The sequence below is a fragment of the Pseudoalteromonas sp. 11L1 genome, from assembly GCF_055397545.1.
The window spans coordinates 1,786,370-1,812,140 of the sequence record NZ_AP041141.1 but is presented as its reverse complement, the minus strand read 5'-3'; the positions used below and the strand labels follow the sequence as shown (position 1 = coordinate 1,812,140).

At 40.5% G+C, this 25,771-nt stretch carries 22 protein-coding genes, 5 tRNA genes and 1 pseudogene; 9 read left to right on the top strand and 19 right to left on the bottom strand.

The genetic code is table 11. From position 1 onward, the window contains the following. Nucleotides 1-216 precede the first annotated feature (216 nt). Nucleotides 217-328, top strand: a pseudogene (gene dapD, locus ACZ5WS_RS08400) (2,3,4,5-tetrahydropyridine-2,6-dicarboxylate N-succinyltransferase); the annotation flags it as partial. Nucleotides 329-614: 286 nt separating this feature from the next. After that, nucleotides 615-1,637 carry a tetratricopeptide repeat protein gene (locus tag ACZ5WS_RS08395; protein WP_464707645.1) on the top strand — a complete coding sequence of 341 codons (1,023 nt, stop codon included), beginning with the start codon at nt 615-617 and terminating at the stop codon, nt 1,635-1,637. A 271-nt stretch (nt 1,638-1,908) separates the two neighbouring features. On the opposite strand, the gene ACZ5WS_RS08390 is transcribed toward ACZ5WS_RS08395, so the two are convergent. From ACZ5WS_RS08390 to pspA, 8 genes are all read right to left on the bottom strand, one after another. Beyond that, the gene (locus tag ACZ5WS_RS08390; protein WP_008111000.1) at nt 1,909-2,253 is read right to left on the bottom strand and encodes a 4a-hydroxytetrahydrobiopterin dehydratase; all 345 of its coding nucleotides are present in this window, start codon (nt 2,251-2,253) and stop codon (nt 1,909-1,911) included. A 36-nt stretch (nt 2,254-2,289) separates the two neighbouring features. Continuing rightward, complete coding sequence (phhA, locus tag ACZ5WS_RS08385; RefSeq protein WP_464707643.1) at nt 2,290-3,087, bottom strand: phenylalanine 4-monooxygenase; 798 nt, start codon at nt 3,085-3,087, stop codon at nt 2,290-2,292. Nucleotides 3,088-3,325: 238 nt separating this feature from the next. Continuing rightward, on the bottom strand, nt 3,326-4,507 hold the full coding sequence (gene megL / locus ACZ5WS_RS08380) for a methionine gamma-lyase (RefSeq protein WP_290170143.1): 1,182 nt from the start codon (nt 4,505-4,507) through the stop codon (nt 3,326-3,328). A 145-nt stretch (nt 4,508-4,652) separates the two neighbouring features. Then, nucleotides 4,653-5,678: a TIGR01620 family protein gene (locus tag ACZ5WS_RS08375; RefSeq protein ID WP_464707638.1), complete on the bottom strand. Its 1,026-nt coding sequence runs from the start codon at nt 5,676-5,678 to the stop codon at nt 4,653-4,655. After that, nucleotides 5,675-7,093, bottom strand: a complete 1,419-nt coding sequence (locus ACZ5WS_RS08370; RefSeq protein ID WP_464707636.1) for a YcjX family GTP-binding protein — start codon at nt 7,091-7,093, stop codon at nt 5,675-5,677. The genes ACZ5WS_RS08375 and ACZ5WS_RS08370 overlap by 4 nt, the downstream gene beginning before the upstream one ends. A 63-nt stretch (nt 7,094-7,156) precedes the next feature. Next, nucleotides 7,157-7,558 (bottom strand): envelope stress response membrane protein PspC, encoded by a 402-nt coding sequence (pspC, locus tag ACZ5WS_RS08365; RefSeq protein WP_010388092.1) that lies wholly within the window; start codon nt 7,556-7,558, stop codon nt 7,157-7,159. Then, complete coding sequence (gene pspB, locus ACZ5WS_RS08360) at nt 7,555-7,788, bottom strand: envelope stress response membrane protein PspB (protein WP_138605052.1); 234 nt, start codon at nt 7,786-7,788, stop codon at nt 7,555-7,557. Before pspB ends, pspC begins: the two co-directional genes overlap by 4 nt. A gap of 63 nt (nt 7,789-7,851) precedes the next feature. Then, on the bottom strand, nt 7,852-8,511 hold the full coding sequence (pspA, locus tag ACZ5WS_RS08355; protein WP_010388087.1) for a phage shock protein PspA: 660 nt from the start codon (nt 8,509-8,511) through the stop codon (nt 7,852-7,854). Nucleotides 8,512-8,697: 186 nt separating this feature from the next. On the opposite strand from pspA, the gene pspF reads away from it, so the two are divergent. Genes pspF through ACZ5WS_RS08325 form a run of 6 tightly spaced genes read left to right on the top strand, consistent with a single transcriptional unit; the run spans nt 8,698 to nt 15,052 of the window. Next, nucleotides 8,698-9,762: a phage shock protein operon transcriptional activator gene (gene pspF / locus ACZ5WS_RS08350; protein WP_178956359.1), complete on the top strand. Its 1,065-nt coding sequence runs from the start codon at nt 8,698-8,700 to the stop codon at nt 9,760-9,762. Nucleotides 9,763-9,776: 14 nt separating this feature from the next. Further along, nucleotides 9,777-11,384 carry an ABC transporter substrate-binding protein gene (locus ACZ5WS_RS08345; RefSeq protein WP_464707632.1) on the top strand — a complete coding sequence of 536 codons (1,608 nt, stop codon included), beginning with the start codon at nt 9,777-9,779 and terminating at the stop codon, nt 11,382-11,384. Next, nucleotides 11,384-12,418 (top strand): ABC transporter permease subunit, encoded by a 1,035-nt coding sequence (locus ACZ5WS_RS08340; protein WP_138605056.1) that lies wholly within the window; start codon nt 11,384-11,386, stop codon nt 12,416-12,418. Before ACZ5WS_RS08345 ends, ACZ5WS_RS08340 begins: the two co-directional genes overlap by 1 nt. Beyond that, complete coding sequence (locus ACZ5WS_RS08335) at nt 12,405-13,298, top strand: ABC transporter permease subunit (RefSeq protein ID WP_010388079.1); 894 nt, start codon at nt 12,405-12,407, stop codon at nt 13,296-13,298. Before ACZ5WS_RS08340 ends, ACZ5WS_RS08335 begins: the two co-directional genes overlap by 14 nt. Continuing rightward, nucleotides 13,299-14,291: a peptide ABC transporter ATP-binding protein gene (locus tag ACZ5WS_RS08330; RefSeq protein WP_010388077.1), complete on the top strand. Its 993-nt coding sequence runs from the start codon at nt 13,299-13,301 to the stop codon at nt 14,289-14,291. It abuts the gene before it with no gap. Continuing rightward, nucleotides 14,291-15,052, top strand: coding sequence for an ATP-binding cassette domain-containing protein (locus ACZ5WS_RS08325; protein ID WP_054202403.1), 762 nt, complete (start codon nt 14,291-14,293; stop codon nt 15,050-15,052). The genes ACZ5WS_RS08330 and ACZ5WS_RS08325 overlap by 1 nt, the downstream gene beginning before the upstream one ends. Before the next feature lie 55 nt (nt 15,053-15,107). On the opposite strand, the gene ACZ5WS_RS08320 is transcribed toward ACZ5WS_RS08325, so the two are convergent. The 11 genes from ACZ5WS_RS08320 to ACZ5WS_RS08270 all read right to left on the bottom strand — a co-directional run bounded on the left by ACZ5WS_RS08320 (nt 15,108) and on the right by ACZ5WS_RS08270 (nt 24,561). Next, nucleotides 15,108-17,009 carry a SurA N-terminal domain-containing protein gene (locus ACZ5WS_RS08320; RefSeq protein WP_464707626.1) on the bottom strand — a complete coding sequence of 634 codons (1,902 nt, stop codon included), beginning with the start codon at nt 17,007-17,009 and terminating at the stop codon, nt 15,108-15,110. A 173-nt stretch (nt 17,010-17,182) separates the two neighbouring features. Beyond that, a complete protein-coding gene (gene hupB / locus ACZ5WS_RS08315) occupies nt 17,183-17,455 on the bottom strand; it encodes a nucleoid-associated protein HU-beta (protein ID WP_008111035.1) in 273 nt (90 codons plus the stop codon). A 210-nt stretch (nt 17,456-17,665) separates the two neighbouring features. Then, nucleotides 17,666-20,026, bottom strand: coding sequence for an endopeptidase La (lon, locus tag ACZ5WS_RS08310; RefSeq protein WP_008467545.1), 2,361 nt, complete (start codon nt 20,024-20,026; stop codon nt 17,666-17,668). Between the two features lie 149 nt (nt 20,027-20,175). Further along, a complete protein-coding gene (clpX, locus tag ACZ5WS_RS08305; protein ID WP_010388064.1) occupies nt 20,176-21,459 on the bottom strand; it encodes an ATP-dependent protease ATP-binding subunit ClpX in 1,284 nt (427 codons plus the stop codon). Between the two features lie 131 nt (nt 21,460-21,590). After that, a complete protein-coding gene (gene clpP / locus ACZ5WS_RS08300; RefSeq protein WP_008111041.1) occupies nt 21,591-22,208 on the bottom strand; it encodes an ATP-dependent Clp endopeptidase proteolytic subunit ClpP in 618 nt (205 codons plus the stop codon). 159 nt (nt 22,209-22,367) lie between these two features. Then, on the bottom strand, nt 22,368-23,672 hold the full coding sequence (gene tig, locus ACZ5WS_RS08295) for a trigger factor (RefSeq protein ID WP_138605062.1): 1,305 nt from the start codon (nt 23,670-23,672) through the stop codon (nt 22,368-22,370). Nucleotides 23,673-24,025: 353 nt separating this feature from the next. After that, a tRNA-Pro gene (locus tag ACZ5WS_RS08290) sits at nt 24,026-24,102 on the bottom strand. Between the two features lie 55 nt (nt 24,103-24,157). After that, nucleotides 24,158-24,234: transfer RNA gene (locus ACZ5WS_RS08285), tRNA-Pro, on the bottom strand. Nucleotides 24,235-24,252: 18 nt separating this feature from the next. Next, nucleotides 24,253-24,328, bottom strand: a tRNA-His gene (locus ACZ5WS_RS08280). A 24-nt stretch (nt 24,329-24,352) separates the two neighbouring features. After that, nucleotides 24,353-24,429 (bottom strand) — tRNA-Arg (locus ACZ5WS_RS08275). Nucleotides 24,430-24,484: 55 nt separating this feature from the next. Further along, nucleotides 24,485-24,561 (bottom strand) — tRNA-Pro (locus tag ACZ5WS_RS08270). Nucleotides 24,562-24,909: 348 nt separating this feature from the next. On the opposite strand from ACZ5WS_RS08270, the gene folD reads away from it, so the two are divergent. Beyond that, a complete protein-coding gene (gene folD, locus ACZ5WS_RS08265) occupies nt 24,910-25,764 on the top strand; it encodes a bifunctional methylenetetrahydrofolate dehydrogenase/methenyltetrahydrofolate cyclohydrolase FolD (protein WP_290170116.1) in 855 nt (284 codons plus the stop codon). The last annotated feature ends 7 nt before the right edge of the window (nt 25,765-25,771 follow it).

The following is a 25,771-nucleotide window of genomic DNA, read 5'->3' as shown; positions in this document are numbered from 1 at the left end:
CTAAACCCAAATTACCATATAAAATTAATATATATAAGATAATTACCACCTATCAATTAACAATTCATATTAATAATCAACCGTTAATTTAACTATTCCCCCTCTCTTAAGTTATTACAGAGTATTACAAAAACACACTTTATTATTATTTCGCTGTATACCGCTACCTTTAACACATACCTCATTTACATCACTGGTAATTTATACCTGCCAACATCAAAAGATGGCACTCATAGTTTATACGCTGCGATTATTGTGAAAAAAAGTTGATCAACAAACACGCGAAAAAGTAGGCATTAACGCATTGTTGAGATCGATAGACGATTAAGAGCTGTAAGTTTTTAGCTGTAAGTTTTTAGCTGTAAGCGCTAAGCAGGTTAATATTAAACGTAGATTGGGTTGAGTAAAACGAAACCCAACAACACATTAAAGTTAAGTGTATTCGCTAAAATTTAATTACATACAGAAAAAGCTCTAAGCTTGTATAGGTTTGGGGCTTTTTTAGTGCTTTCAAAATACCTCTTCACAAATCTATCCCTTTTAATAGTCTTGCTTTGTTAGATACCAGCATCTATAGTGGAAAAACACATAATTCGATTTTTGAGGATAAATTGTTGCGCCTTTTCGTTTTAGGTTGGTTGGTGTTATTAGGTTCAACGCAGGCTATGGCTAATGATTTTACAACGTTTGAAGCTAAACTTAACGAAGCCGAGGATTATCTTGTTGTTAATCCTGCACAATCAATAATCATTCTTGAAAATCTCACAGAACTAAATACAGCTCCTGCTGCGCTATTTATCCGCTGGCACTTGCTTTATGCTCGATCAGCGGTTCCCACCAGTCATTACGATCGGCTTTATAAATCGATTGACGCAATATTTCAGCATCATCAAGCTGACTACTTTAAACAAAAATTGACCACCATAATGAGTGCCTTGGGAATATGGCTTCGCCATGCTGAATATTTAAGCGATGCCCAGCTCTCATTTAAATGTGCTTATAAATATGCGCACAACGATCGCCAACGATTAACACTCACCAACAGTATGGCACTGGTTGCTCGCTCGCAAAACGACTTTGCTAAGGCGCGTGCTTTATACTTAAATAATCTTGATCTCACAACACAATTAACACTTCCTAATGTAACAGCACTTATAAAAAATAATTTGGGCTCTTTAGCACTTGATGAAGGCAATGTTGCTAACGCTGAGCGCTACTTTAGAAGTGCATTAAGCCTTAACCAAAATATTGATAAACGCGCAGGGCAAATTTCGGCTGGGCTTAATTTATTAATGGTTTTTTTAATTCAAGAACATCAGCTTAACTTCGAACGCCTCTACACTCCAACGGCAACTTTGACCCATGCATTTCCCAATGAAGCTAAACAAGCACAGCTAGTTTGGCTTGAATTAGGCTACAAAAATTTAACTGGCGAGTTTATAAGTCAAAAAGATAAACATCAGCTGCAAGCAGCTTACGAGCAATTAGAAAGCGATAAAATGAAGCAATTAATTGCACGTTATTTAGCTAACAAACTTAATGTGACTTTAACCCTACCTGAGCCTATTACGGCTAAAGAGTTTACCAGCCCATGGTTTAACTTAGTAAAGCAATGCAATTGGGAGAAAAGTTTATAGCTTTAAGTCACAAACGTTCAGCTAAGCTTAGTTAGAAGCCTATAAACTAACTTTTATCTACTTTTTTACTTCTAATATAAGTATATAAAACAAGCTACTGAATTGGCTAACAAACGAAATATATAATAAGATAGGCCAGAGAAGATAAAAATAAATATCATTTAATTCAACACCTTACAAAGCCTCTTGACCAATACTCAGGTTAACTTAATAACCACAAAAATAAAAAAGGCACTGTGAAGTGCCTTTTTATTTACTCAAATCTAATTAATTACAACGCGTTAAATACGTCATCTGTTTTAGCAGCGCAAATGAAGTCATTTTTATGCAGACCTTTAATTGAATGGCTCCACCAAGTCACGGTTACTTTGCCCCATTCGGTTAATAAACCCGGGTGATGCCCTTCGTCTTCAGCCATATCACCTACCTTATTGGTAAACGCAATGGCTTGTTTAAAGTTTTTAAACTTATAAACGCGCTCTAACTGCATAATACCGTCGCGTACTTCTGGCACCCAGTCAGGGATTTTTTTAATTAATTCAGCCAATTCAGCATCAGATACTTTTGGTGCATCTGCATGACAGGCTTCACATTTTTGTGCACTTAATGAAGACATTTTAAATCCTTAGTTTAGCGTTACTTTTTTCAAAAATTAACTAGCTAATTTTTCTTTTGGAGGAAACTTAGGGTCGTGCAAACCAAGTGATTTAGCTTGCTCAACTAAAGTCATTATATCCATTTGAGATATTTCAAACAGATCATGAATCGAATTTATCGTATAATACAATGGTTGCATAATATCTATACGGTACGGTGTACGTAGCACATCTAGCACATTCATTGGATTAATCTCTGGTGTATCTGAATACACGTATTGGGTTTCCCCCGGGCTTGATAAAATACCGCCACCGTAAATACGCAATCCTTTTTCGGTTTGCATCAAACCAAACTCAACAGTAAACCAGTACATACGCGCTAAATAAACGCGGTCTTTTTTCTCTGCCGCGTATCCTAGTTGCCCGTACTTATGGGTAAATTCAGCAAAGTCAGGATTAGTTAGCATGGCACAATGACCAAATATCTCATGAAAAATATCAGGTTCTTGTAAGTAGTCAAATTCTTCACGGCTACGAATAAAGGTCGCCACAGGAAATTGCTTGTTAGCGAGTAGCCTAAAAAACTCATCAAAATCGATAAGTGCAGGTACAGGTGCAACCTGCCAACCTGTGGTTGCTAAAAGTACTTCGTTTAGCTCACTCAGCTGTGGGATACGATCATGAGGCAGATTGATTTTTTTCAATCCTTCCATGTACTCATCACAGGCTTTGCCTTCAATGCACGCAAGTTGGCGTGCTACAAGCTCAGACCAAATTTTATTTTCTTCATCGCTCCAATGTATAACCCCATTTTCATCAGGTGTTTTGGAGTTGTAATTACTTGCTTTAGCCATAAATACCTTCTTTGGGATAAAACCCTAAATCGGTGTCAAAATAACAGCCAAATGCTTGGCTATTCGATGTAGCCATACTATGCAAAAGTGAACAAAAGTTTAATAGCTTGACGCAGAACAATACTTTTGCAGATCACACATATCGTAAATTTAAAATTACAGCAAAGCAAAGATAAAAACACACACCATATTTACTGGCATCTACAGATGGAAATATTCGTAAACAATAAATTACACCTCAGGATATTTTAGTAAATGCTTGGTTGAGATCGTTAATAATATCGTTAACATCTTCAAGTCCAACTGATAATCGAATTAAACCATCACTAATTCCAGCAGCTAGTCTTTCTTCGGGAGTGTATGGCGAATGCGTCATCGATGCTGGGTGTTGAATGAGCGTTTCAGCATCGCCTAAGCTAACCGCTAATGTGCACAGTTGCATACTATCAATAAACTGCTCACCGTCGGTTAAGCTCCCTTTAATTTCAAAGGCAATAACACCGCCAGCCGCTTTCATTTGCTTACCAATGTACTTGTAACCCGGGTGAGACTTAAGCCCAGGGTAATACACTTTATTTACTTGCGGATGAGCTTCTAAATACTCAGCAATCGTTTGCGCACTTTGGCAATGGCGTTCAATGCGAATAGCTAAAGTTTTTAAGCCGCGATTTATTAACCACGCATCGTGTGGACTAATAGTGGCACCAATATCTTTAAGCACGGTCATTTTAATCTGTGTAATATGCTCAAGTGAACCACACACAATACCCGCAACAACATCGCCGTGACCATTTAAATACTTGGTCGCGCTATGCATTATAATATCGATACCGTACTTTTTTGGTGACTGCAGCAGCGGGGTTAAAAACGTATTGTCGACCACACTCAGTAAATTATGCTGTTTAGCCACATTGCCAATAAGTGCTAAATCAATCACTGCCATGGTTGGGTTGATTGGTGTTTCTACAAATATCATTTTTGAATTAGGCTTAATGGCTGCGCGCAGTTCACTTTCATTGGTCATATCAACAAAGGTGACTTCAATTCCCCATCGCGGCAACATATGCGCAAAAAAAGCAAAAGTGCAGCCATACAGAGCGCTTGATGCAATTAAGTGATCGCCTTGCGATAGGAAGCTTAGTACCGAAGCCGATACAGCCCCCATACCTGTTGCCGTGGCGGCGGCGGCCTCACAGCCTTCTAATTGCGCCACTTTTTGCTCAAGTTCAGTCGTGGTTGGGTTACCTAAACGCGTGTAAATATAACCGGGCTCTTCACCTGCAAAGCGGGCAGCACCTTGGGCGGCACTTTCAAAATGAAACGTAGACGTTTGATACAAAGGTGAGGTTAATGCGCCATGCGGATCATTTGCTTTTTGTGGACCATGGATACATTGGGTATTTTGATGATGCTTGCTCATTGTGTGTTCTCGTTTTTATTATGTGTGTCAATAGCATAAATAAAACGCACCGCACTTAAAATCACAAGCATGCCGGATGCTCAGATGGCTATTTGTGCAAACTTTACCCAAAAAGCTGTACACAAATATTGCCAACGAAGTCTCACTACTTAGTTTCAGCTCCCTTACGGCTCATAATTTTACTCGCAATCCCTTGGACTGTGCCTTTTAACAAGCTACGCTTGTTTTCAAGACGCGGTAAGGGTCGGCTTAATTCCATAGCTTTGTAACCAATACGCGCTGTAAATATACCGGCACTAACACCTTGTGCAGCTCGCCCTGAAAGCTTGCCTAATAATTCAGCACTGAGTGCCGTGGCGGCTAAATCAGATACGAGCTCTGCACTGCCTACAAACATTACTTGCTTAATAAGCATGCGGTAAAGTTTAATACGGCTGGCATAACCAAAGCCAATGCCATATATGCGGCCTATTTGCTCTATTAATTTAGTGCCACGCCACAGCACAGCCATCATATCCACCAGCGCAATTGGGCTTAGAGCAACTAATAAAGCTGACTCTGTTGCAAAACGGTTTATTAACTTTTTAGCTTGATTGTCTTGCGTTATCAGTAAGCTATTCGCGTACAGAGACATTATTTCTTTGTCACTGTGGTGCGTAGCGACCTGATTTTTAAAGTTTTCGAAATTATCTAATTGCTGATGTTTATTAAGCTTTTCAAGCCAAGGTATCGCCCCGCCTACCTGCTCACTATTGAGCAAACGGTTAGCTTCATGGCGGTGTAGCTGATTACGCTTTAAGCTGCGTAACATTCTATATTCACGCCACAATAAACGCGATATCAGGAGTACACCGGTTATTATAGCGGTTAAGTACACCCCACCTAAAATAACAGACTGCTGAAACGCCAATACAATTGAAAATGCGAACTCAAGTAATATTAAAACAATAAAGCTCAGTGCAAATAGGCCTTTAAGGGTTTGCCACTTAGACTTTTTATATACAGGCTCAATATCGATTTCAGGTTCAATTAGCTCGTCACTATCTTTGCTAGGCTGCTCACTTTGTCCCTGCTCTACGACTTTAGCCGCTAATAAATCTGGTTCATTTTGCTCAATATTTTGGGCATTAATACGACGCCCAGCTTGAAATTGGTGTGTTGACTCACTCATGTTAACTTATCTCCTAACAAGTACTGCATCACATGGTCTAAGCGAATGTGCTTAAGCTGTTGATCTGGGCTTGGCATAGGTGCAAATGATAAAAACTCAAACCCATGTGCTGGCCACTCACTTTTATTAAGCATTCTGCTCGGCGGCTGAGGAGGCAGGTAAGTTAGCCACTGTTGTTCATCCAATGGCTTGCCATAGATACAGTCGAGTGTTTGCCCCTTATCAACCACTTGGCGAGACACAGTGGCAGCAATTGATGACATCGCCAATGTTTCTATTTTTACCCCATCAAATTTTAAGTGATTGCTTTGCTCTTTAACTAACGAATCGAGTAACAATGCAAGATCTTTGTGATGCTTCGCACTGATATGATCGGACTTATTAGCAGCAAATAATATTTTATCAATATTAGGTTTAAACAAGCGTTTAAAAAAACCAGAATCACCATAGCTAAAGTGTGACAATAGTTGATTGATAACTCGACTTTGCTCAGCCAACGTTTCATAACCTTCATTTAACGCACTCAGTACATCTACCAAGACGATTTGACGGTCAAAATGGCGAAAATGCTCATTATAAAATGGCTTAACGACTTCTTTTACGTAAGCATCAAAACGTTTAATTAAATGCGCTAAGTTAGAACCCGCTACTACATCGTCACTGATTTTTTCAGGACTAATTGGAAAAAATAGTAATAATGGTGCACCTTGCAAGTCACCCGGCATTAACATCCGCCCAGGCTGTAACATGGCAAGCTTAGTGTCTTTTTTTAGCCCTACCAACATGGTTTGATAACATCGTGCAATATCAGCCAGTGCGTTTTCATCTACCGGTGCATCTAGATCAATCAGCTCTATGGATTGTAAAAATTCAGCTGAGGTTTGGTTACGTGGCGTTTGGCTAAGTAAAGGATATTGTTGCTCGCACCATTGCTTGAAGCTTTGCGCGAGCATAGGTAGGTCAAGCAACCACTCACCAGGATAGTCAATAATATCTAAATACAGCGTCGATTGTGGTGAGAAATGACCGCGCAGACCCGCGTTACTTTGATATTTAATCGCCAAACGTAAAGTATTTATTCGCTCGGTAGAAGCGGGCCATGCAGGGTCGCCTTCACTTGGTAGTAAAGCACTTATTGCACGGTTGTAATCAAAAGTGGGAACGTTCAATGCCTCTTGGGGCACAATTTTAGTAGCAATATGGCGATGTTCACGCATTACATCAAAAAAAGGTAAGTTGTTGTCATTCGCCTGAGAGGTTAAATGTTTAACTAGCGCGCTAATGAACGCCGTTTTACCACTGCCGCTCAGCCCTGTTACGGCAAGTTTAACGTGTTGATCTAAACTACGGTGCAGGGCTTTTTGTGCTTTGCCTTTAACGCTCTTAAAGGTCTTTTTTGCAAATGATTGGCTCATAAAGTGTTTTGCACCTTAGTTGCCGTCATTGATCACGATGCAAACAAGGTGCTTATTAATCCTTTAAAGTTTATTAATTTCACGGCTGACCGTAAACTCGCTTGAAGTAACGTAGCGTTCCATGTTTTGAAGGCGGCTATCTACACGGGTTAATCGCTCTTTTAAGTCTTGCAGCGCACGACGCGGTGGCTCGCCTTTTTGCCATACTTTAAATTTTACTTCTAGCGGATCACCGCCATAGGTTGATTGTGTTTTATTTACAGTACTGGGTTGTTTTTTATCTAAAATAAACCACGCTGCAATATACGCTACCACAAATAATGGGCCACCGGTTAGTAGTACAGCACTAACAAAAATAATGCGAACTAACCATAACTCCATATTAAAGTAGTCACTTAATCCCGCACATACACCGGCAATTTTACCGCGTTGTGGGTCTCTTAATAATTCGCGTTTGGTGTTCATACTTTTTGTCTCCACTGTGGTGACTCTTGATCAAGTAAAGCTTCTAATGTCTCGATTCTATCAGTCATTTTTTCAGCTTTTTGAGCAAGTTCTAATAACTGATGATGCTCATGCTCGCTTAACCCTTGGCTTACCTGCTTTTTGCTTCGGTAGTGTAAAATTAACCACAGTGGTGCAACAAAAATCATAAACAAGATAAAGGGTGCAACTAGTATCTCTGGATCAAACATAATCCTCTCCTGACAATCCGTATTCAATGTTGATGTCAGGGGCACAAGGCCCCTGTTTTATATTTATTTATTCGAGAGTTTCTTTTTAAGTTCAGCTAACTCGTCGTCAATTTTTTCATTCTTTTGTAAATCAGCAATTTCATCTGCTAACGTTTGTTTACCCAAATCGTAAGACTCTATTTGAGATTCTAGCCCATCAATTTTGGTTTCGTAACGTTCAAAACGATTAAGTGCATCATCCACTTTAGAACTATCAAGTGCTTTTTTAACCTCAAGGCGCGACTCAGCCGAGCGTTGACGTAAAATAATAGCTTTTTGACGTGCTTTAGCGTCCGCTAGTTTCTCTTGTAGCGTAGTCACTTCTTGCTGTAGTTTCTCGATATGAGATTCTACATGATCAAGTTCACTTTCTACTGCGGCGACTGCATCTGCTGATTTTTGCTTTTCAAGTAAAGCCGAGCGAGCTAAATCATCACGATCTTTGCTCAGTGCTAATTCGGCTTTGTCTTGCCAATCGCTTACTTGAGCTTTTAGTGTATCTACGCGACGTACTAATTCTTTTTTCTCAGCAAGGGTTTTTGCTGACGTAGAGCGTACCTCTACAAGTGTATCTTCCATCTCTTGGATAATAAGACGAACCATTTTTTCAGGATCTTCTGCTTTATCTAAAATGGCATTGATATTAGAATTAACAATGTCTGCAAAACGTGAAAAAATTCCCATAACATATACCTCTATTATTTAATCTAAATGTGTCTGCTTTTACTAGTATCAATATGCTTGCCAACTTTTATATTTTTAAAATACCATTTATTTTCAATATGTTAAATGTAAATTACAAATTACTTTTGTTATCCTTCATAATGAAATACACTAACTGTTAGTAAAAATGACTAAGAGTTAGGAAATATGAGTCAATATCGCCAACAGGACAATTTACTTGGCCAATCAGACAGCTTTTTATCGGTGCTTGATCAGGTTTCGCAACTGGCTAACCTAGATAAACCCGTACTCATTATTGGTGAACGTGGTACCGGTAAAGAGCTAATTGCAGCACGTTTACACTTTTTATCCAAGCGCTGGGATCAAAATTACGTCAAGCTTAACTGTGCGGCTTTAAACGAAAACCTACTCGAGAGTGAATTATTTGGTCATGAAAGTGGTGCATTTACAGGCGCAAGTAAACGCCATGAAGGCCGCTTCGAACGTGCTAATAGCGGCACCTTATTCTTAGATGAGTTAGCAAATACCTCTGCCATGGTGCAAGAAAAGCTATTAAGAGTGATTGAGTATGGTGAGTTTGAACGTGTTGGCGGCAAGCAAACCGTTAAAGTAGACACTCGCTTAGTCTGTGCAACCAATGAAGACTTACCCCATTTAGCCGAGCAAGGTGAATTTAGAAGTGATTTACTCGATAGACTCGCGTTTGATGTGATCACCTTACCGCCACTGCGTGAACGTCAAGATGACATTATGTTGCTGGCTGAACAGTTTGCGATGAACATGGCACGAGACCTTGAGTGGGAGCTATTTAGTGGTTTTACTCGCAGTGCACAAGAAAGTTTGCTCAGTTATGAGTGGCCAGGTAATGTCCGTGAACTTAAAAATGTGGTGGAGCGAAGTCTGTATCGCCACGGCAATGAACATATTCCTGTACATAAAATTATTTTAGACCCATTCGAAAGTCGCTTTAGACCTAAAGCCCGCATAAAACATGCACAAGCACCTGCTATAATACAATCTGAACCGACTACTCATGCTCAACCTGCAGAAGCGCCTGTAGCATTGAGTTCAAGTACCAAAGAACCTGAGTTTCCATGCGACTTAAAAACGCTCTCTAATGAATTTGAAATTACATTGATAAAAAAAGCATTAGAACATAGCCAATTTAATCAAAAGAAGACTGCAGAAGTACTTGGTTTAACGTATCATCAACTACGTGGTTATTTGAAAAAATACAATTTGCTAGAATAGTAGAGGTTGTGCGGGTGCATAAATTATTACTTGCTTTAATATCATTGAGCTTAGTAGGTTGCATTGATAGTAAAGAAGAAATCTTAGAAGAAAAAAACCAAGGCCTCGTTTATTGCGCCGAGGCTAATCCTGTGTCGTTTAACCCACAAGTCACAACCACAGGATCAACTATCGATATTATTGCTAACCAGTTATACGACCGGTTAATTAGTATTGACCCCGTGACCGCCGAATTTAAGAGTGAACTTGCCACTGATTGGAAGATCAGTAAAGACGGTAAATCGGTTACCTTCACTTTGCGCAAAGGAGTTAAGTTTCATACCACCTCTTATTTTACTCCTAGTCGTGAATTTAACGCTGATGATGTAATATTTACTTTTAGTCGATTATTCGACGTTTATAATCCTTATCACTTTATTGGCGATGCTAATTACCCTTATTTTCAAAGTGTGGGGGTTGACCAGCTAATTCGTAAAATTGTTAGAGTCTCTGATCATCAAGTCCGATTTGAGCTATTTAATGCCGAGAGCAGCTTTTTAGCCAATATGGCGACCGATTTTGCTGTAGTGCTTTCTAAAGAATATGCCATGGCGCTTGAAGCTAATAATCAAGAAAACTTATTTGACCAATACCCAATTGGTACGGGTCCTTATATTTACAAAGAGTATCGACGCGACCATTTAGTACGCTTTTATAAAAACGCTGATTATTGGAAACATGATGTTGCCCTTGAGCAGTTGGTGTACGACATTACTCCAAATGGTACCACCCGTATCGCAAAAATATTGACCAAAGAATGTGATGTTACTGCACACCCAAGCAGTGCCCAATTAAGTATCTTAGCGCAACGTGATGATATTAATGTTGAAAGAGAAACTAACTTAAATATTGGTTACTGGGCATTTAATACCGAGCGTCCACCTTTTGATAACCTAAAAGTACGTCAAGCATTAGTTCATGCCATTGATATAGATAAAATAATGCAGGCGGTGTATTACGGTAATGGCTTGCGTGCACAGTCTATTCTTCCGCCTACGTCTTGGGCGTTTGAACTACAAAAAAACATGCCTATTTTTGACCCACAGTTGGCAAAAAGGTTATTAACTGAAGCCGGTTTTCCAAAAGGCTTTGATATGAGCATTTGGGCTATGCCGGTAAGCCGTATTTATAACCCCAACGCCCGCAAAATGGCTGAGCTAATGCAAAGTGATTTACGCAAAATTGGCGTTAACGTAAATATTGTTGAATATGAATGGAACACCTTTATTCAACGCATTGGAGAACATCGCCACGACAGTGTGTTATTAGGTTGGGCAGCTGATACGCCTGATCCCGATAACTTTTTTAGCCCATTATTAAGTTGTACTGCGACATTCAGCGGCAAAAACCCCGCAAACTGGTGTAATCCTGAATTTGATTTACTGCTAACCAAAGCGTTAGACACCACAGATTTAAATTTACGTAAACAATATTATGACGCAGCACAGAGTATGATCATCAAACAATTGCCTTTACTGCCAATTGCCCATGGCATGCGTTTTCAAGCAAGTAGTGCAGATGTTGAGGGCATTACCTTAGGGCCATTCGGTGCTATTTCGTTGGCTAACGCGAGGAAAAAATAATGATCTTAGATTATATTTTACGCCGCCTCGGACTGTTATTTTTTATGGTGTTACTACTCAGTATTTTTACCTTTTCGTTGAGTTACTTATTTCCCGGCGATCCACTCAGTAATTTAAGCGGCATACCAGATACTAACTTTACCCAAAATGCGCAGTTAGAAGAAAAGTACTTGTTTAACAGTAACTACTTTATGCAGTACATCGCCTTTGTGGGACGAATTTTACAAGGGGACTGGGGAATGTCATTCGCCTCGGGGGGCAGTGTTTTCGCCCATGTGATTGATTTAATCCCTGCAACGTTAGAGCTAAGTATTTACGCGTTAGTTATCTCGGTGGTAGTGGGTGTGCCTGTCGGTATTTTAGCATCGGCATATAATAAACAATGGCCTGATAAATTTATTAGCTCTACAGCGATGATTGGCTATTCTATGCCAATTTTTTGGCTGGCATTATTATTAATTATGGTTTTTTCGCTCCAACTTGGCTGGTTTCCCATGTCGGGGCGAGTGAGCTTGTTGTATGAGATACCTGCGAGCACAGGGTTTATTTTACTTGATATTTTACTCGCTGATTTTCCTTACAATGGTTTGGCCATGTTAGATGCACTGCATCACCTTACCTTACCCACTATTGTGCTTGCTATGTATCCAACCACGGTATTAGTGCGCTTTACTCGCGAATCGATGTTAAAAGTAATGGATCAAAATTTCATTAAAACGGCTCGTGCCAAAGGGCTTACTCGTGGACAGCTTATTATTCATCACGCCCTAAGAAATGCCTTACTACCGGTTATAAAACAAATAGGTTTGCAGTTTAGTACCTTGATTACCTTAGCGATGATCACTGAAGTTATTTTTTCGTGGCCTGGGATCGGTCGCTGGTTAATAGACAGTATTTATCAACGTGATTATCCCGCCATACAAGGTGGGTTAATGGCCGTCTCTTTATTTATTATTATTGCCACAATTATGGCCGAACTGACCTACACCCTACTCGATCCTCTGTCTCGGAACCAAGCGCATGGCAAAGTTTAACTTATTTTCAGAAGATTCAAATAAATCGCCATTAGCGAGACTCTGGCGAAAGTTTAAAAATAACCACCCTGCACTGGTTGGTTTATGGGTGTTTATTGCCTTTAGCCTGTTAGCGGCTACTGCGCCTTTTCTTGCGCCTTATGGGGTAAATCAACAGCACAGTGATGCACTATTACTGCCTCCCTCGTGGAATGAAATGGGCGATGTGCGGTTTATACTTGGCACCGATGATTTAGGCCGAGATGTGCTGTCTCGTTTAATGAATGGCGCCACATATACGTTCGGGTTATCGGTTGTGGCTGCACTGATCACCACTGTTATTGGTGTGTTGGTAGGTACCTTTGCAGGGATCAGTAAAGGCATACGTTCTAGTTTTTTGAACCACTTACTGGATGTAACGCTGTCAATTCCCTCATTGTTACTGGCCATCATTATTATTGCCATACTCGGCCCTGGATTAATGAATACCGTATGGGCAATTATTTTGGCCTTATTACCCCAGTTTATTCATTCAATTAGAAACCTGATAGTCGACGAACTTGGCAAAGATTATGTTACAGCCTACCGCTTAGATGGCGCCTCTAAATGGCATATTTTATCACGCGGGATTTTTCCTAATGTGTATGAATATATTGTGGTTATTTTTACGATGGCGCTTTCTACTGCTATTTTAGATATTGCAGCGTTAGGGTTTTTAAAACTGGGTGCACAGCCGCCGACTACTGAATGGGGCGCAATTTTAGCAGAGAACTTAGGACTTATATATTTAGCACCCTGGACGGTAGCATTGCCGGGCGTGCTGTTATTTTTAGCGGTTCTTTCAACAAACTTAGTGGGCGATGGACTTCGTAAAGTTTTACAAGCGCGTAAGGCCGATTAGATGCAGTTACTAGATATTCGAAATTTAACCATTGAACTTCAAACTTCCGAAACCGCCATTCGTGCTGTTGATCGCGTAAGCTTTAGTTTAAAAGAAGGTGAAGTACACGCTTTAGTGGGCGAATCAGGCTCTGGCAAAAGCTTAATTGCAAAAGCCATCGTCGGCGTGCTTAATGAGCGTTGGGTGATAACCGCAGATAGAATGCATTGGCGTGGTGTTGACTTAATGCGCTTAACACCAGAGCAACGCCGTAAAACGGTTAGCCAAGACATTGCGATGATTTACCAAGACCCCAGTCGCTGTCTAGATCCTACGGCTAAAATATTTAACCAAATCGCTGAAACACTGCCTGAAGTGGCTGCTAAAGGATTTTTCTTAAAACGCAACCGAGAGCGTAAAGACCGCGTTAAAGCCTTAATACATAAAGTAGGTATTAAAAATCATGAAGCGGTGCTTGATAGTTACCCGCATGAGCTCTCTGAGGGCGTATGCCAAAAGGTCATGATAGCCATGGCGATTGCCCGCACACCTAAGTTGTTAATAGCAGATGAGCCAACAACCGCACTAGAAAGCACCACCCGAGCACAGGTGTTTAGGTTATTAAAAAGTTTAAATCAGCTAAAGAACATGTCTATTTTGATGATCTCTCATGAGCTGGAAGAAATTGTTAATTGGTCGCATGGTATTCATGTGTTGTACTGCGGTCAAATGGTTGAAGCAGGTCCAACACACCGTATTTTTAGCCAACCTCGTCATCCGTATACGCAGGCTTTACTAAAAAGCCTGCCCGATTATGAGCATGGTTTAGCCCATAAAGAACCCTTTTATGCGCTTAAAGGCACTATTCCAACATTACAACATTTACCGATTGGTTGCCGACTCGGTCCACGTTGCCCACAAGCACAAAAAGAATGTGTGGTTGCGCCTAAACTTTCAAAGCATCATGGTCATAGCTACGCCTGTCACTTCCCGCTGATCAAGGAAATAAAATAATGCAGCCACTGTTAAAAGTTCAAGCCTTATCAAAAACCTTTAACATGCGAGCGGGTCTGTTTAGCCGTAAAAAGTTTGATGTTTTAAAAAACATCTCATTTTGTATTGGTAAAGGTGAAACAATTGCCATTATTGGTGAAACAGGCTCAGGAAAAAGTACCCTAGCTAAATTATTAGTGGGTGCATACAGTGCCGATAGCGGGCAGATATTATTAGAGAATAACACCATAGAAAACAATGGTAATCGTGATGCGCAGTGTCGTTATATCCGAATGATTTTTCAAGACTCAGCCACCTCATTAAACCCAGCAGTGACCATTGCTGAAATGCTCGATGATTGCCTAAAATTTAATACTGATTTTGATAAAACTCAACGTAGTGAAAAAATTGGTAGTACGCTGCTTAAAGTAGGTCTACTGGTCGATCATCAGCAATACTATCCGCATATGTTTAGTGTAGGGCAATTACAGCGTGTAGCGCTCGCTCGCGCGCTTATATTAGATCCTAAGGTTGTTGTACTCGATGAGGCACTTTCATCGCTTGACCCTTCTGTAAGAGCGCAAATAGTAAATCTATTACTTAAACTACAGCTTGAAACTGGATTAACCTATATTTTGATCACCCATCATTTAAGTTTAGTGCGCCATATTAGCGACCAGCTAGTGGTACTCAATAAGGGTGAGATTGTTGAATACGGCGCTACAGAAACTATTTTTCAAAACCCGCAATCAAAGGTTACTCAGCGCTTATTGAGTTGTTAATGTCTAAACAAACAAAAAAGGCGCCAATTGGCGCCCTTTTTAATTTAGCTATTACTTATTCAGCTGCTTGAGCTGCTTTTGGTACATTAAGCTCTGCTTGTTGCTTAAGCGATTCAATGAATACCGTATAGTTTTTCTGCGCTTGCGCCATAGTAATGTTTTGCTTCATTTGTGGCTCAATGTTGTCACTCACTGGTGCATCATTTACCGCTTTAAGCACAACAATCGCTGCATCACCATTATTTAAGTTAACCATATCATATACAGCCGCATCACTAGGATGTGCCATTTTGAATACTTGGGTAACAATAGCAGGTGAAACAGCAAAGCTTTCACGAGTTAGTTGCGACTCTTGACGAACGTTTAGTGATTGCTCAGCAGCCACATCGTTTAAGCTCTTGCCCTCTTTTACTTGTGCAAATAACGTGCGTGCTTTTTCTTTTGCAAGGTCTGACGCTTTTTCATTTACTAAGCGTGTTTTAATTTGCTCACTTACTTCGCTTAATGCTTTCGTTGCCGCAGGTTGGTGCTCATTTACACGCACTACAATCACGTGCTCATTGCCAAGCTCAATCACTTCTGAATTCACTTTATCTTCAAGTAATTCAACTGATGATAACGCAGTGATTACCGCCGGATTATTAAGCGGCTCAGGAAGTGCGCTAAGCGCAAGCAAAGAAGTAGATTGTACTTCTACACCCGCCACCTCAGCAGCATCGTCTAAGCGATCAGAAATCTCAAAGGCTAATGCCCCCATTTCTGTTTGCTTCTCGTAAAACGCATCTACTTTTTCAGCTTGCTCAAGTTCAGCTCGTAAGTCAGCTTTAACTTCATCAAATGGTTTAACTTGTTGAGTTTGTAGATCAGTCAGTTTGATGATGTGATAACCAAACTCAGAGGCAACAACGTCAGAGTAATCACCTTTGTTTTGCAATGCGAACGCTGCATCTTCAAATGCTGGTTCCATAACATCACGTTCAATCCACTCTAAATCGCCACCCATTTCTGCACTAACAATGTCATCTGACGATGTCTCTGCTAGCTCAGCAAAATCAGCACCAGCGTTAAGCTGGGCAAGTAACGACTCAGCTTTCGCTTTAGCCGCATCATCATCTTCGCTATTGTCGATTAGAATATGCGACACACGACGCTTTTCTGGTTCAACATATTGCGCTTTACTCTGCTCGTAATATGCTTTTACATCGTCTTCGCTTACCGATGCAACATCAATATCATCTGCATTTAGTTCGATGTAATTAACTGAAATTAATTCAGGTGATGAAAATTGGCCTGCGTTTAATTCATAGTAATCCGCAACTTCTTGCTCTGTAACTTCAACATCAGCCTGCATTGCTTGTTTATCAATTACTAGGTAATCAATACTACGGGTTTGTTGTTGCAGTGCAATGGCTGATTTAAGCTCATTTGGCAGTGCAAAGTCAGTACCCGCAACAGCAGATACTAATTGGCTACGCGTCATATCATCACGCAGGTATTCACGAAATGCGTCAGGTTGAAAGTTCATTTGACGAATAACTTGTAAATAACGGTCGTTATTAAACTTGTCGCCAATTTTAAAATAAGGTAGCTCTAAGATTGTTTTACGAACGCTTTCATCACTTACGCGCAAACCAAGCTCAGCAGCTAACTGGCTTTGTAATTCTTGTTGTACTAAACGGTCAATCACGCCTTGACGGATTTGAGCCATGTAAGTTGGATCAGCTGCTATTTGGGTAAAGTACTCACCAAATTGTTGTTCTAAGCGGCTACGTTCATTTTGAAACGCACGGCTAAATTCTGTTTGGCTAATTTTAATTCCATTTACTTCAGCAACGGGTTGTTCTGTGGTTTGACCTAAGTAACTACCGATCCCAGCTAAGGCAAAAGATAAAATCACCGCGCCTAAAATGACTTTGGCTACCGGCCCTTGCGAACCTTCTCTGATTTTCTCAAGCATTTGTTTATCTCTTTTCTGAGCAAGGTATTTTCTACCTTGTCATATGTAAAAAAAGCGTATCTTACCAGATACGCTTTTTCACTTGAAGTAACTGGCGGTGAAGTAACTTAATTTATCGATTGCAATAATTAAGCGTATCTTTACTCGCCATAACTAAATTGTTTACACAATGATTAGTTTACTGCGTCTTTAAGCGCTTTACCGGCTTTGAAAGCTGGGATGTTAGCTGCAGCAATTTGAATCGTTTCACCAGTTTGTGGGTTACGACCTGCACGAGCAGCACGCTCACGTACAGAGAAAGTACCAAAACCAACAAGTGCAACTGAGTCGCCATCTTTTAGCGCGCCAGATACAGATTCGATGAATGAATCTAGTGCACGACCTGCAGCCGCTTTAGAAATGTCAGCATCAGCTGCGATTTGATCGATTAATTGAGATTTATTCACAATATCATCCTCTTTCATTGTTGTTATCAAGAGCGATTGTTTTTTAAACTAACATCACTGTTTTGAAATTTTTGAGCAATTTTTTTAAAGCTCATATGATTATATTTTTCTTAAGCCTAGGCCCTGCAAGGGCTAGGCTTGAAAACCAGTGCTTAACTTATCATACCGTTTAGATTTGAAAAGCCCCTAAAAGCACTTTTTTTGGCTTTTTTACTGCTTTTTTGGTGTTTCGACTGAAAAACTATCAACTGGATGCACTAAAGCAAGCTTTAATACTTCGTCAATCCACGTAACTGGGTGAATCTCAAGACCCGCCAATACGTTATCAGGTATCTCTTTTAAGTCACGTTCGTTAATTTTAGGGATCACCACCGTTTTAATACCACCACGGTGAGCCGCTAATAATTTCTCTTTTAAACCACCAATAGGCAGTACTTCACCTCGTAGGGTAATCTCACCCGTCATGGCCACATCAGAGCGCACTGGATTGCCCGTTAGGCTTGAAACCAAACACGTAACCATTGCGATACCCGCACTTGGACCATCTTTAGGAGTTGCGCCCTCAGGTACATGTACGTGAATATCACGTTTTTCATAAAAGTCGCTATTAATACGTAGCTCATCAGCACGATTACGCACAACAGTCATTGCCGCTTGAATCGACTCTTGCATTACATCGCCTAACGAGCCGGTGTAAGTCAATTTGCCTTTACCTGGTACTGCAGCACATTCAATCGTTAGTAAGTCACCGCCTACTTCTGTCCATGCTAGGCCAGTTACTTGGCCTATACGGTCGCCATCTTCTGCTTTACCGTAATCAAAGCGTTGCACACCTAAGTACTCTTCAAGGTTATCTGCATCGATAGTGACCGTTTTGGTGTCTTTTTCCATTAAGATATTTTTAACCGCTTTACGGCATAATTTAGACACTTCACGCTCTAAGTTACGAACGCCCGCTTCACGCGTGTAATATCGAATAATACCGATAATGGCACTGTCAGCAATTTCAACTTCTTTCTCTTTTAAGCCATTACGCTTAACTTGCTTTGGAATTAAATGTTCTTTAGCTATATTTAATTTTTCATCTTCGGTATAACCGGCTAAACGAATAACTTCCATACGGTCCAATAAAGGCCCAGGAATATTAAAGCTATTAGAGGTAGCAACAAACATTACATCAGATAAGTCGTAATCGACTTCTAGGTAATGATCAGCAAAATGGCTGTTTTGCTCAGGATCAAGTACTTCAAGTAAAGCTGATGCAGGGTCTCCACGCATATCCGCTGACATTTTATCAATTTCATCTAACAAGAATAACGGGTTTTTAACGCCCACTTTAGTCATGTTTTGAATCAATTTACCAGGCATAGAGCCAATATAAGTACGACGGTGACCACGTATCTCAGCTTCATCACGTACACCACCCAGTGCCATACGAATGTACTTACGGCCAGTTGAACGCGCAATAGATTGCCCAAGAGAGGTTTTACCTACCCCTGGCGGCCCAACTAAACACAAAATAGGCCCTTTAAGCTTATTAGTACGCTGCTGTACCGCGAGGTATTCAATAATACGCTCTTTAACTTTATCAAGTCCGTAGTGATCGCTATCTAGTATTTTTTGCGCGCCTGCTAAATCTTTTTTCACTTTAGAGCGTTTTTTCCACGGTACGTTGATTAACGTATCTATGTATGAGCGAACAACACTAGCTTCTGCCGACATCGGCGACATCATTTTAAGTTTGTTAAACTCTGCCGTGGCTTTTTCTTTCGCTTCGTTAGGCATACCTGACTCTTCGATGCGTTTTTTTAGCGCTTCGAATTCATCTGGTACATCGTCAATTTCGCCAAGCTCTTTTTGAATCGCTTTCATTTGCTCATTGAGGTAATACTCACGCTGCGATTTTTCCATCTGCTTTTTAACGCGGGTACGAATTTTTTTCTCAACTTGCAGTAAGTCTATTTCACCTTCCATCAACGCCATTAAGTACTCTAAGCGCTCCGTAACACTTGATATTTCAAGTACTTTTTGTTTTTCAGGCACTTTTAATGGCATGTGCGCAGCCATGGTATCAGCAAGACGCGCGGGCTCATCAATACCAGAGACCGAGGTCATCACTTCAGGTGGGATTTTTTTATTTAATTTTACGTAGCCTTCAAACTGGCTTAATGCACTGCGAATAAAAATATCTTGCTCTTGTTCATTCACTGAATCAGATTCAATAAACTGAGCATTGGCAACAAAGAAGTCTTCGTTATCAACAAACTCTTCGATATTTGCACGCTGTGTGCCTTCAACTAATACTTTTACTGTACCATCGGGTAGCTTTAATAATTGAAGTACAGTCGCAATTGTCCCTACACGATAAATATCGTCTTTCTCAGGCTCGTCTACAGTTGCATCTTTTTGTGCAACTAAGAAAATTTGTTTGTCTTTATCCATTGCCGCTTCAAGGCATTTTATTGATTTTTCACGGCCTACAAAAAGCGGGATCACCATGTGTGGATACACCACTACATCGCGCAGTGCTAGCACAGGGATTTCGACTCGATCGTTTCTCTCAAGCGTCATTGTATTTTCTCTTTGCACTTCATTTATTTAAAGATTACTCAAGTATATGGGGATAACCTAATTAAAGTTCAACAATTTTTGCCAACTCGATTAAATTAATTATAAAAAAAGGAGCCATTGGCTCCTTTTTTTTACAACTTGCTCAGAATTTAATCTGCTGCGGCTTGTTCTTGATTACTGCTGTCATAAATCAAGATTGGGTCAGACTCACCTTTAATAACGGTTTCATCAACAACCACTTTACTTACGTTATCAATTGAAGGCAGCTCATACATAGTATCAAGCAATACACCTTCTACGATTGAACGCAGGCCACGTGCACCGGTTTTACGTTCCATTGCTTTGTGAGCAATAGCACGTAGTGCATCATCACGAAACTCAAGCTCAACGTCTTCCATCCCAAACAATACTGAAAATTGCTTAGTAATAGCGTTTTTAGGCTCACTTAAAATTTGTACCAGTGCAGCTTCATCAAGTTCAGTCAATGTAGCAACAACAGGTAAACGGCCAATAAACTCTGGAATTAAACCATATTTTACTAAATCTTCTGGCTCAACATCTTTAAATGTTTCACTTAAAGAGCGGCTCGCTGCCGACTCTTTAACGTTAACGCCAAAACCAATGCCAGTATTTTTGTGGCTACGCTGTTCAATAACTTTATCAAGACCAGCAAATGCACCACCACAAATAAACAGAATTTTAGAAGTGTCTACTTGCAGGAACTCTTGCTGTGGATGTTTACGTCCACCTTGTGGCGGAACAGAAGCAACTGTACCTTCAATCAATTTCAGTAAGGCTTGTTGTACACCTTCACCTGATACATCACGGGTGATTGATGGGTTATCTGATTTACGTGAAATTTTGTCAATTTCATCAATGTAAACAATACCACGTTGTGCTTTTTCTACGTCGTAGTCACATTTTTGTAAAAGCTTTTGAATGATGTTTTCAACATCTTCACCCACATAACCGGCTTCGGTTAACGTGGTGGCATCGGCCATTGTAAACGGCACATCTAGCAAACGTGCTAACGTTTCAGCTAGTAGTGTTTTACCACTCCCCGTTGGACCAATTAATAAAATATTACTTTTACCTAGTTCAACGTCTTGTTTAGTTGATTGGTTGCGTAAACGCTTGTAGTGATTGTAAACCGCTACAGACAACACTTTTTTCGCATGCTCTTGGCCAATTACGTAGTCGTCTAAGTGGTTACGAATTTCTTTTGGCACAGGTAATTTGTCAGCGGCATCATGCTTAGGCGCGATGTCTTTAATTTCTTCCCTGATAATATCATTACACAGCTCTACACATTCATCACAAACGTATACTGAAGGTCCTGCAATTAATTTTCGAACTTCATGCTGGCTTTTGCCGCAAAAAGAGCAGTATAACAATTTATTACTTTTGTCGCCGTCTGTAGGAGTGTCAGACATTCAGCTACCTCATTTTATTACGTTGGCCACCAAAGTCTTGGTGGCTATTTTAATACGCTTTAACTATACCAAAATTTAGGCTTTTTCGCATAGTAACTCTCATTAGCAAGCATTACTGCTTGCAGGCATACTTACTTGCTACCGCGATTAGTAAATACTGAGTCAACAATACCGTAATCTACAGCTTGGCTTGCACTCATAAAGTTATCACGGTCTGTATCACGTGAAACAACATCAAGCGGTTGGCCAGTATGCTCAGCCATTAAGCGATTTAATTTGTCTTTAATAGACAGGATTTCTTTCGCGTGTATTTCAAAATCAGATGCTTGACCTTGGAATCCACCTAATGGTTGGTGAATCATTACACGTGAATTAGGTAAACAAAAACGTTTACCCTTAGCACCACCAGATAGTAAAAACGCACCCATGCTAGCCGCTTGGCCCACACAAATAGTACTTACATCAGGTTTGATGAAATTCATTGTATCGTAAATAGCCATTCCCGCAGTGACCGAGCCACCCGGTGAATTGATATATAAGAAGATATCTTTATCTGGGTTCTCTGATTCTAAGAAAAGCATTTGCGCTAAAATCAGATTTGCCATGTTGTCTTCAACTTGGCCCGTTAAAAAGATAATACGCTCTTTTAATAGTCTCGAATAAATATCAAACGAGCGCTCGCCTTTAGCTGTTTGCTCAACAACCATTGGTACTAATGCGTTTAGGGGATCTGTCATACCAGTGTTCATACTTATTTAATTCCTTATGCGCTTATACTTATTCTAAGAAAAGCATAATGATCATTTTTAGCTAATTAAGAACCACAAACTAAAATGGCCCGGGCACACTGCATAAACAGAGTAACACGAGCCATTTAATCGTTAGCGAGCGCTTAAGTCAATGACTTATTATGCACCTTGCTGTGGATTCATGATGTCATCAAATGCTTTTTCAACATCAGTCACAGTTGCTTTAGCTAAAATAGCTTCAACAGCTTGCTCTTCCATTGCTACATTACGCATTTGTTGCATTAGTTGATCATTTGCTTTGTAGTATTCTACTACTTCAGTTGGATCTTCGTATGCAGATGCTACAGTAGCGATAAGTGCTTCAACTTTAGCGTCATCAACTTTGATGTCGTTTGCTTTGATCACTTCGCCTAATAATAGGCCAGTTTTAACTCGTGTAACTGCTTGCTCATGGAACAATTCAGCTGGAAGCTCAGGCATATTTTGACCGTTACCACCAAAACGTTGAGCAGCTTGCTCACGTAAAGCGTCAACTTCTTGGTCGATTAATGCTTTAGGCACTTCAACTTCGTTTTGCTCTAAAAGACCTTTGATTGCTTGGTCTTTTACGTTAGCTTTAACCGCTTGGTCTAGCTCACGTGTCATGTTCTTTTTAACTTCTTCTTTAAGCGCGTCTACGCCGCCTTCGGCAACACCGAATTTAGTTGCAAACTCATCGCTTAATTCAGGTAATTCTTGCGCTTCAACTTTTTTCACTGTGATAGTGAATTGAGCCGCTTTACCTTTTAAGTTTTCAGCGTGGTAATCTTCAGGGAAGTTTACGTCAGCAACAACTTCTTCGCCTGCTTTTTTGCCTACGATGTTGTCTTCAAAACCTGGGATCATACGACCTTGGCCAAGTTCTAATGGGAAATCTTCAGCTTTACCGCCTTCGAATTCTTCACCATCGATAGTACCAACGAAATCAACCGTTACACGGTCGTTTGCGCCAGCAGCTGCATCAACGTCAGCCCAAGAAGCGTGTTGCTTACGAAGTGTCTCTAGCATGTTTGCTAAATCTTCGTCAGTTACTTCTACCGCTGGTTTTTCAACAGCAATTTTCTCTAAACCTTGAACTTCAACTTCAGGGTAAACTTCAAATGTTGCTGAGAATTCTAAATCTTTACCTGCTTCAAGTGCTTTTGGTGCAAATGTAGGTGCGCCAGCAGGGTTAATTTTTTCAGCAACAATTGCTTCAATGTAATTACGTTGCATTACTTCGCCAGCAACTTCTTGACGAACAGCTGGTCCGAAACGCTTGTTGATTACTGATACTGGTACTTTACCAGCACGGAAACCGTCGATACGCTGCGTTTTTGACAGTTGTTGTAAGCGTTTTTTTACTTCGGTCTCAACGTTCTCTGCAGGAACGGTGATGGTCAGACGGCGCTCAAGGCCTTGAGTCGTCTCAACAGAAACTTGCATGATTTACCTCAATATTCAATTTTGGCGACTTTTCGCCTTCATTACAAACAAAGTAATCTATAGGCGTCTTGATAAAATTCAAGCCTTAGAGCTTAAAAAAATCCGTCGCTACCAGGAGATACCATTGCTGCTCTGCCCTAGGGCACTATATTTTTAAACAAATAGACGCGGCATTATAACCTAATATTCATGATAGTCGAGTGTGAGGGGCAATTATTTGGGGTAGATCAGCGCAGATAACGACTAAGCGAATAAAAAACAGGCTAATTGAATTATATAGAATATATAGGAGCAAAAAGAATAGAGTTATTTTAATAAAAATAGAGATTTAGAATATAGAACTTAAGGGGAAATGGTCGGCGATGCAGGATTTGAACCTGCGACCCCTTGGACCCAAACCAAGTGCGCTACCAAACTGCGCTAATCGCCGATATAGATATTTCTCGAATACTTAAACTTAAGATTTAAGACCACTTATAAGAAAGTGGTCGGCGATGCAGGATTTGAACCTGCGACCCCTTGGACCCAAACCAAGTGCGCTACCAAACTGCGCTAATCGCCGATATTCTTTTTTGTAAATTGGGGTGACTGATGGGGCTCGAACCCACGACAACCGGAATCACAATCCGGGGCTCTACCAACTGAGCTACAATCACCACGGCATTACAGTGTTTTCAAAATGGCGCACCCAGAAGGATTCGAACCTTCGACCGACGCCTTAGAAGGGCGTTGCTCTATCCAGCTGAGCTATGGGCGCATCGAAAACTTCATAGTTCACTAGTAAGTTAAATTGTTATGAGTAAACATAAAAATGGTCGGCGATGCAGGATTTGAACCTGCGACCCCTTGGACCCAAACCAAGTGCGCTACCAAACTGCGCTAATCGCCGATACTTACTATTGTCTGCGAGTGACCTCGTTGACAACGGGGTGCATAATAGTGATTTGACCGGGTTAGGTCAAACGTTTTTTTAAGAAAACAAATCAATTGCTCATTTTTAGTTCATAATGGTCAAATATTACGATACAGGGATAAAATTTAAACTCTTTTTTATAATTCGGGGGCTTATAATTTAAAAGCAACTTGGCGCTCAACCGCTTTTCTGCGAAAATAGCCACCATATTAAAAAATGAGTAAGGTGAAGGTCTTTTTCTTTATCGGCATTTTAACCCCTATATATGCATTCGTTTTTTAAATGTATCGGTATCAAGTTAATTAACCTAATTAAAGGTCACCCATGACGGCAAACATCATTGATGGTAAAGCAGTAGCAAAACAAGTACGTAGCGCAGTGGCTGAACGAGTTTCAGAACGTGTTGCACAAAACCTTAGAGCCCCAGGATTAGCTGTGGTGCTTGTTGGACAAGACCCAGCCAGCCAAGTTTACGTTGGTTCAAAACGTAAAGCCTGTGAAGAAGTTGGTTTTATTTCTAAATCATTTGATTTGCCCGCAGACACAACAGAGCAAGCGCTATTAGCATTAATTGATGAATTGAATGTTGATGGCGAAGTTGACGGTATTTTAGTGCAACTTCCTTTACCTGCAGGCTTAGACGCAGAAAAAATTCTTGAGCGTATTACCCCGCATAAAGATGTTGATGGCTTTCATCCTTATAACATTGGTCGTTTGGCGCAGCGAATGCCTGCCCTTCGCCCATGTACGCCAAAGGGTATTATCACATTATTAGATTCAACCGGCGTGCGTTACAAAGGCATGCACGCAGTGGTAGTGGGTGCCTCTAATATTGTGGGTCGCCCTATGTCACTTGAACTGTTGTTAGCTGGCTGTACGACTACTGTTTGTCATAAGTTCACACAAGATTTAGAAACCCATGTTCGCCGTGCTGACTTATTGGTTGTTGCTGTAGGCAAACCAGAGTTTATTCCGGGTGACTGGATAAAAGAAGGCGCGATTGTTATTGATGTGGGTATTAACCGTTTAGACAACGGTAAGTTAGTGGGTGACGTTGAATACGCTACTGCAGAACAAAAAGCTGACTTTATTACCCCTGTACCTGGCGGCGTAGGCCCGATGACAGTTGCTAGCTTAATTGAAAATACGTTAGAAGCGTGTGAGAAATATCACAGCTAATAAATAA

What these genes read in the sequence shown, in the direction of transcription:
- ACZ5WS_RS08390 (WP_008111000.1), bottom strand. Translation starts at nt 2,253, where the DNA reads ATGTCTTCATTAAGTGCACAAAAATGTGAAGCCTGTCATGCAGATGCA.
- phhA (WP_464707643.1), bottom strand. Translation starts at nt 3,087, where the DNA reads ATGGCTAAAGCAAGTAATTACAACTCCAAAACACCTGATGAAAATGGG.
- megL (WP_290170143.1), bottom strand. Translation starts at nt 4,507, where the DNA reads ATGAGCAAGCATCATCAAAATACCCAATGTATCCATGGTCCACAAAAA.
- ACZ5WS_RS08375 (WP_464707638.1), bottom strand. Translation starts at nt 5,678, where the DNA reads ATGAGTGAGTCAACACACCAATTTCAAGCTGGGCGTCGTATTAATGCC.
- ACZ5WS_RS08370 (WP_464707636.1), bottom strand. Translation starts at nt 7,093, where the DNA reads ATGAGCCAATCATTTGCAAAAAAGACCTTTAAGAGCGTTAAAGGCAAA.
- pspC (WP_010388092.1), bottom strand. Translation starts at nt 7,558, where the DNA reads ATGAACACCAAACGCGAATTATTAAGAGACCCACAACGCGGTAAAATT.
- pspB (WP_138605052.1), bottom strand. Translation starts at nt 7,788, where the DNA reads ATGTTTGATCCAGAGATACTAGTTGCACCCTTTATCTTGTTTATGATT.
- pspA (WP_010388087.1), bottom strand. Translation starts at nt 8,511, where the DNA reads ATGGGAATTTTTTCACGTTTTGCAGACATTGTTAATTCTAATATCAAT.
- pspF (WP_178956359.1), top strand. Translation starts at nt 8,698, where the DNA reads ATGAGTCAATATCGCCAACAGGACAATTTACTTGGCCAATCAGACAGC.
- ACZ5WS_RS08340 (WP_138605056.1), top strand. Translation starts at nt 11,384, where the DNA reads ATGATCTTAGATTATATTTTACGCCGCCTCGGACTGTTATTTTTTATG.
- ACZ5WS_RS08335 (WP_010388079.1), top strand. Translation starts at nt 12,405, where the DNA reads ATGGCAAAGTTTAACTTATTTTCAGAAGATTCAAATAAATCGCCATTA.
- ACZ5WS_RS08330 (WP_010388077.1), top strand. Translation starts at nt 13,299, where the DNA reads ATGCAGTTACTAGATATTCGAAATTTAACCATTGAACTTCAAACTTCC.
- ACZ5WS_RS08325 (WP_054202403.1), top strand. Translation starts at nt 14,291, where the DNA reads ATGCAGCCACTGTTAAAAGTTCAAGCCTTATCAAAAACCTTTAACATG.
- ACZ5WS_RS08320 (WP_464707626.1), bottom strand. Translation starts at nt 17,009, where the DNA reads ATGCTTGAGAAAATCAGAGAAGGTTCGCAAGGGCCGGTAGCCAAAGTC.
- lon (WP_008467545.1), bottom strand. Translation starts at nt 20,026, where the DNA reads ATGACGCTTGAGAGAAACGATCGAGTCGAAATCCCTGTGCTAGCACTG.
- clpX (WP_010388064.1), bottom strand. Translation starts at nt 21,459, where the DNA reads ATGTCTGACACTCCTACAGACGGCGACAAAAGTAATAAATTGTTATAC.
- clpP (WP_008111041.1), bottom strand. Translation starts at nt 22,208, where the DNA reads ATGAACACTGGTATGACAGATCCCCTAAACGCATTAGTACCAATGGTT.
- tig (WP_138605062.1), bottom strand. Translation starts at nt 23,672, where the DNA reads ATGCAAGTTTCTGTTGAGACGACTCAAGGCCTTGAGCGCCGTCTGACC.
- folD (WP_290170116.1), top strand. Translation starts at nt 24,910, where the DNA reads ATGACGGCAAACATCATTGATGGTAAAGCAGTAGCAAAACAAGTACGT.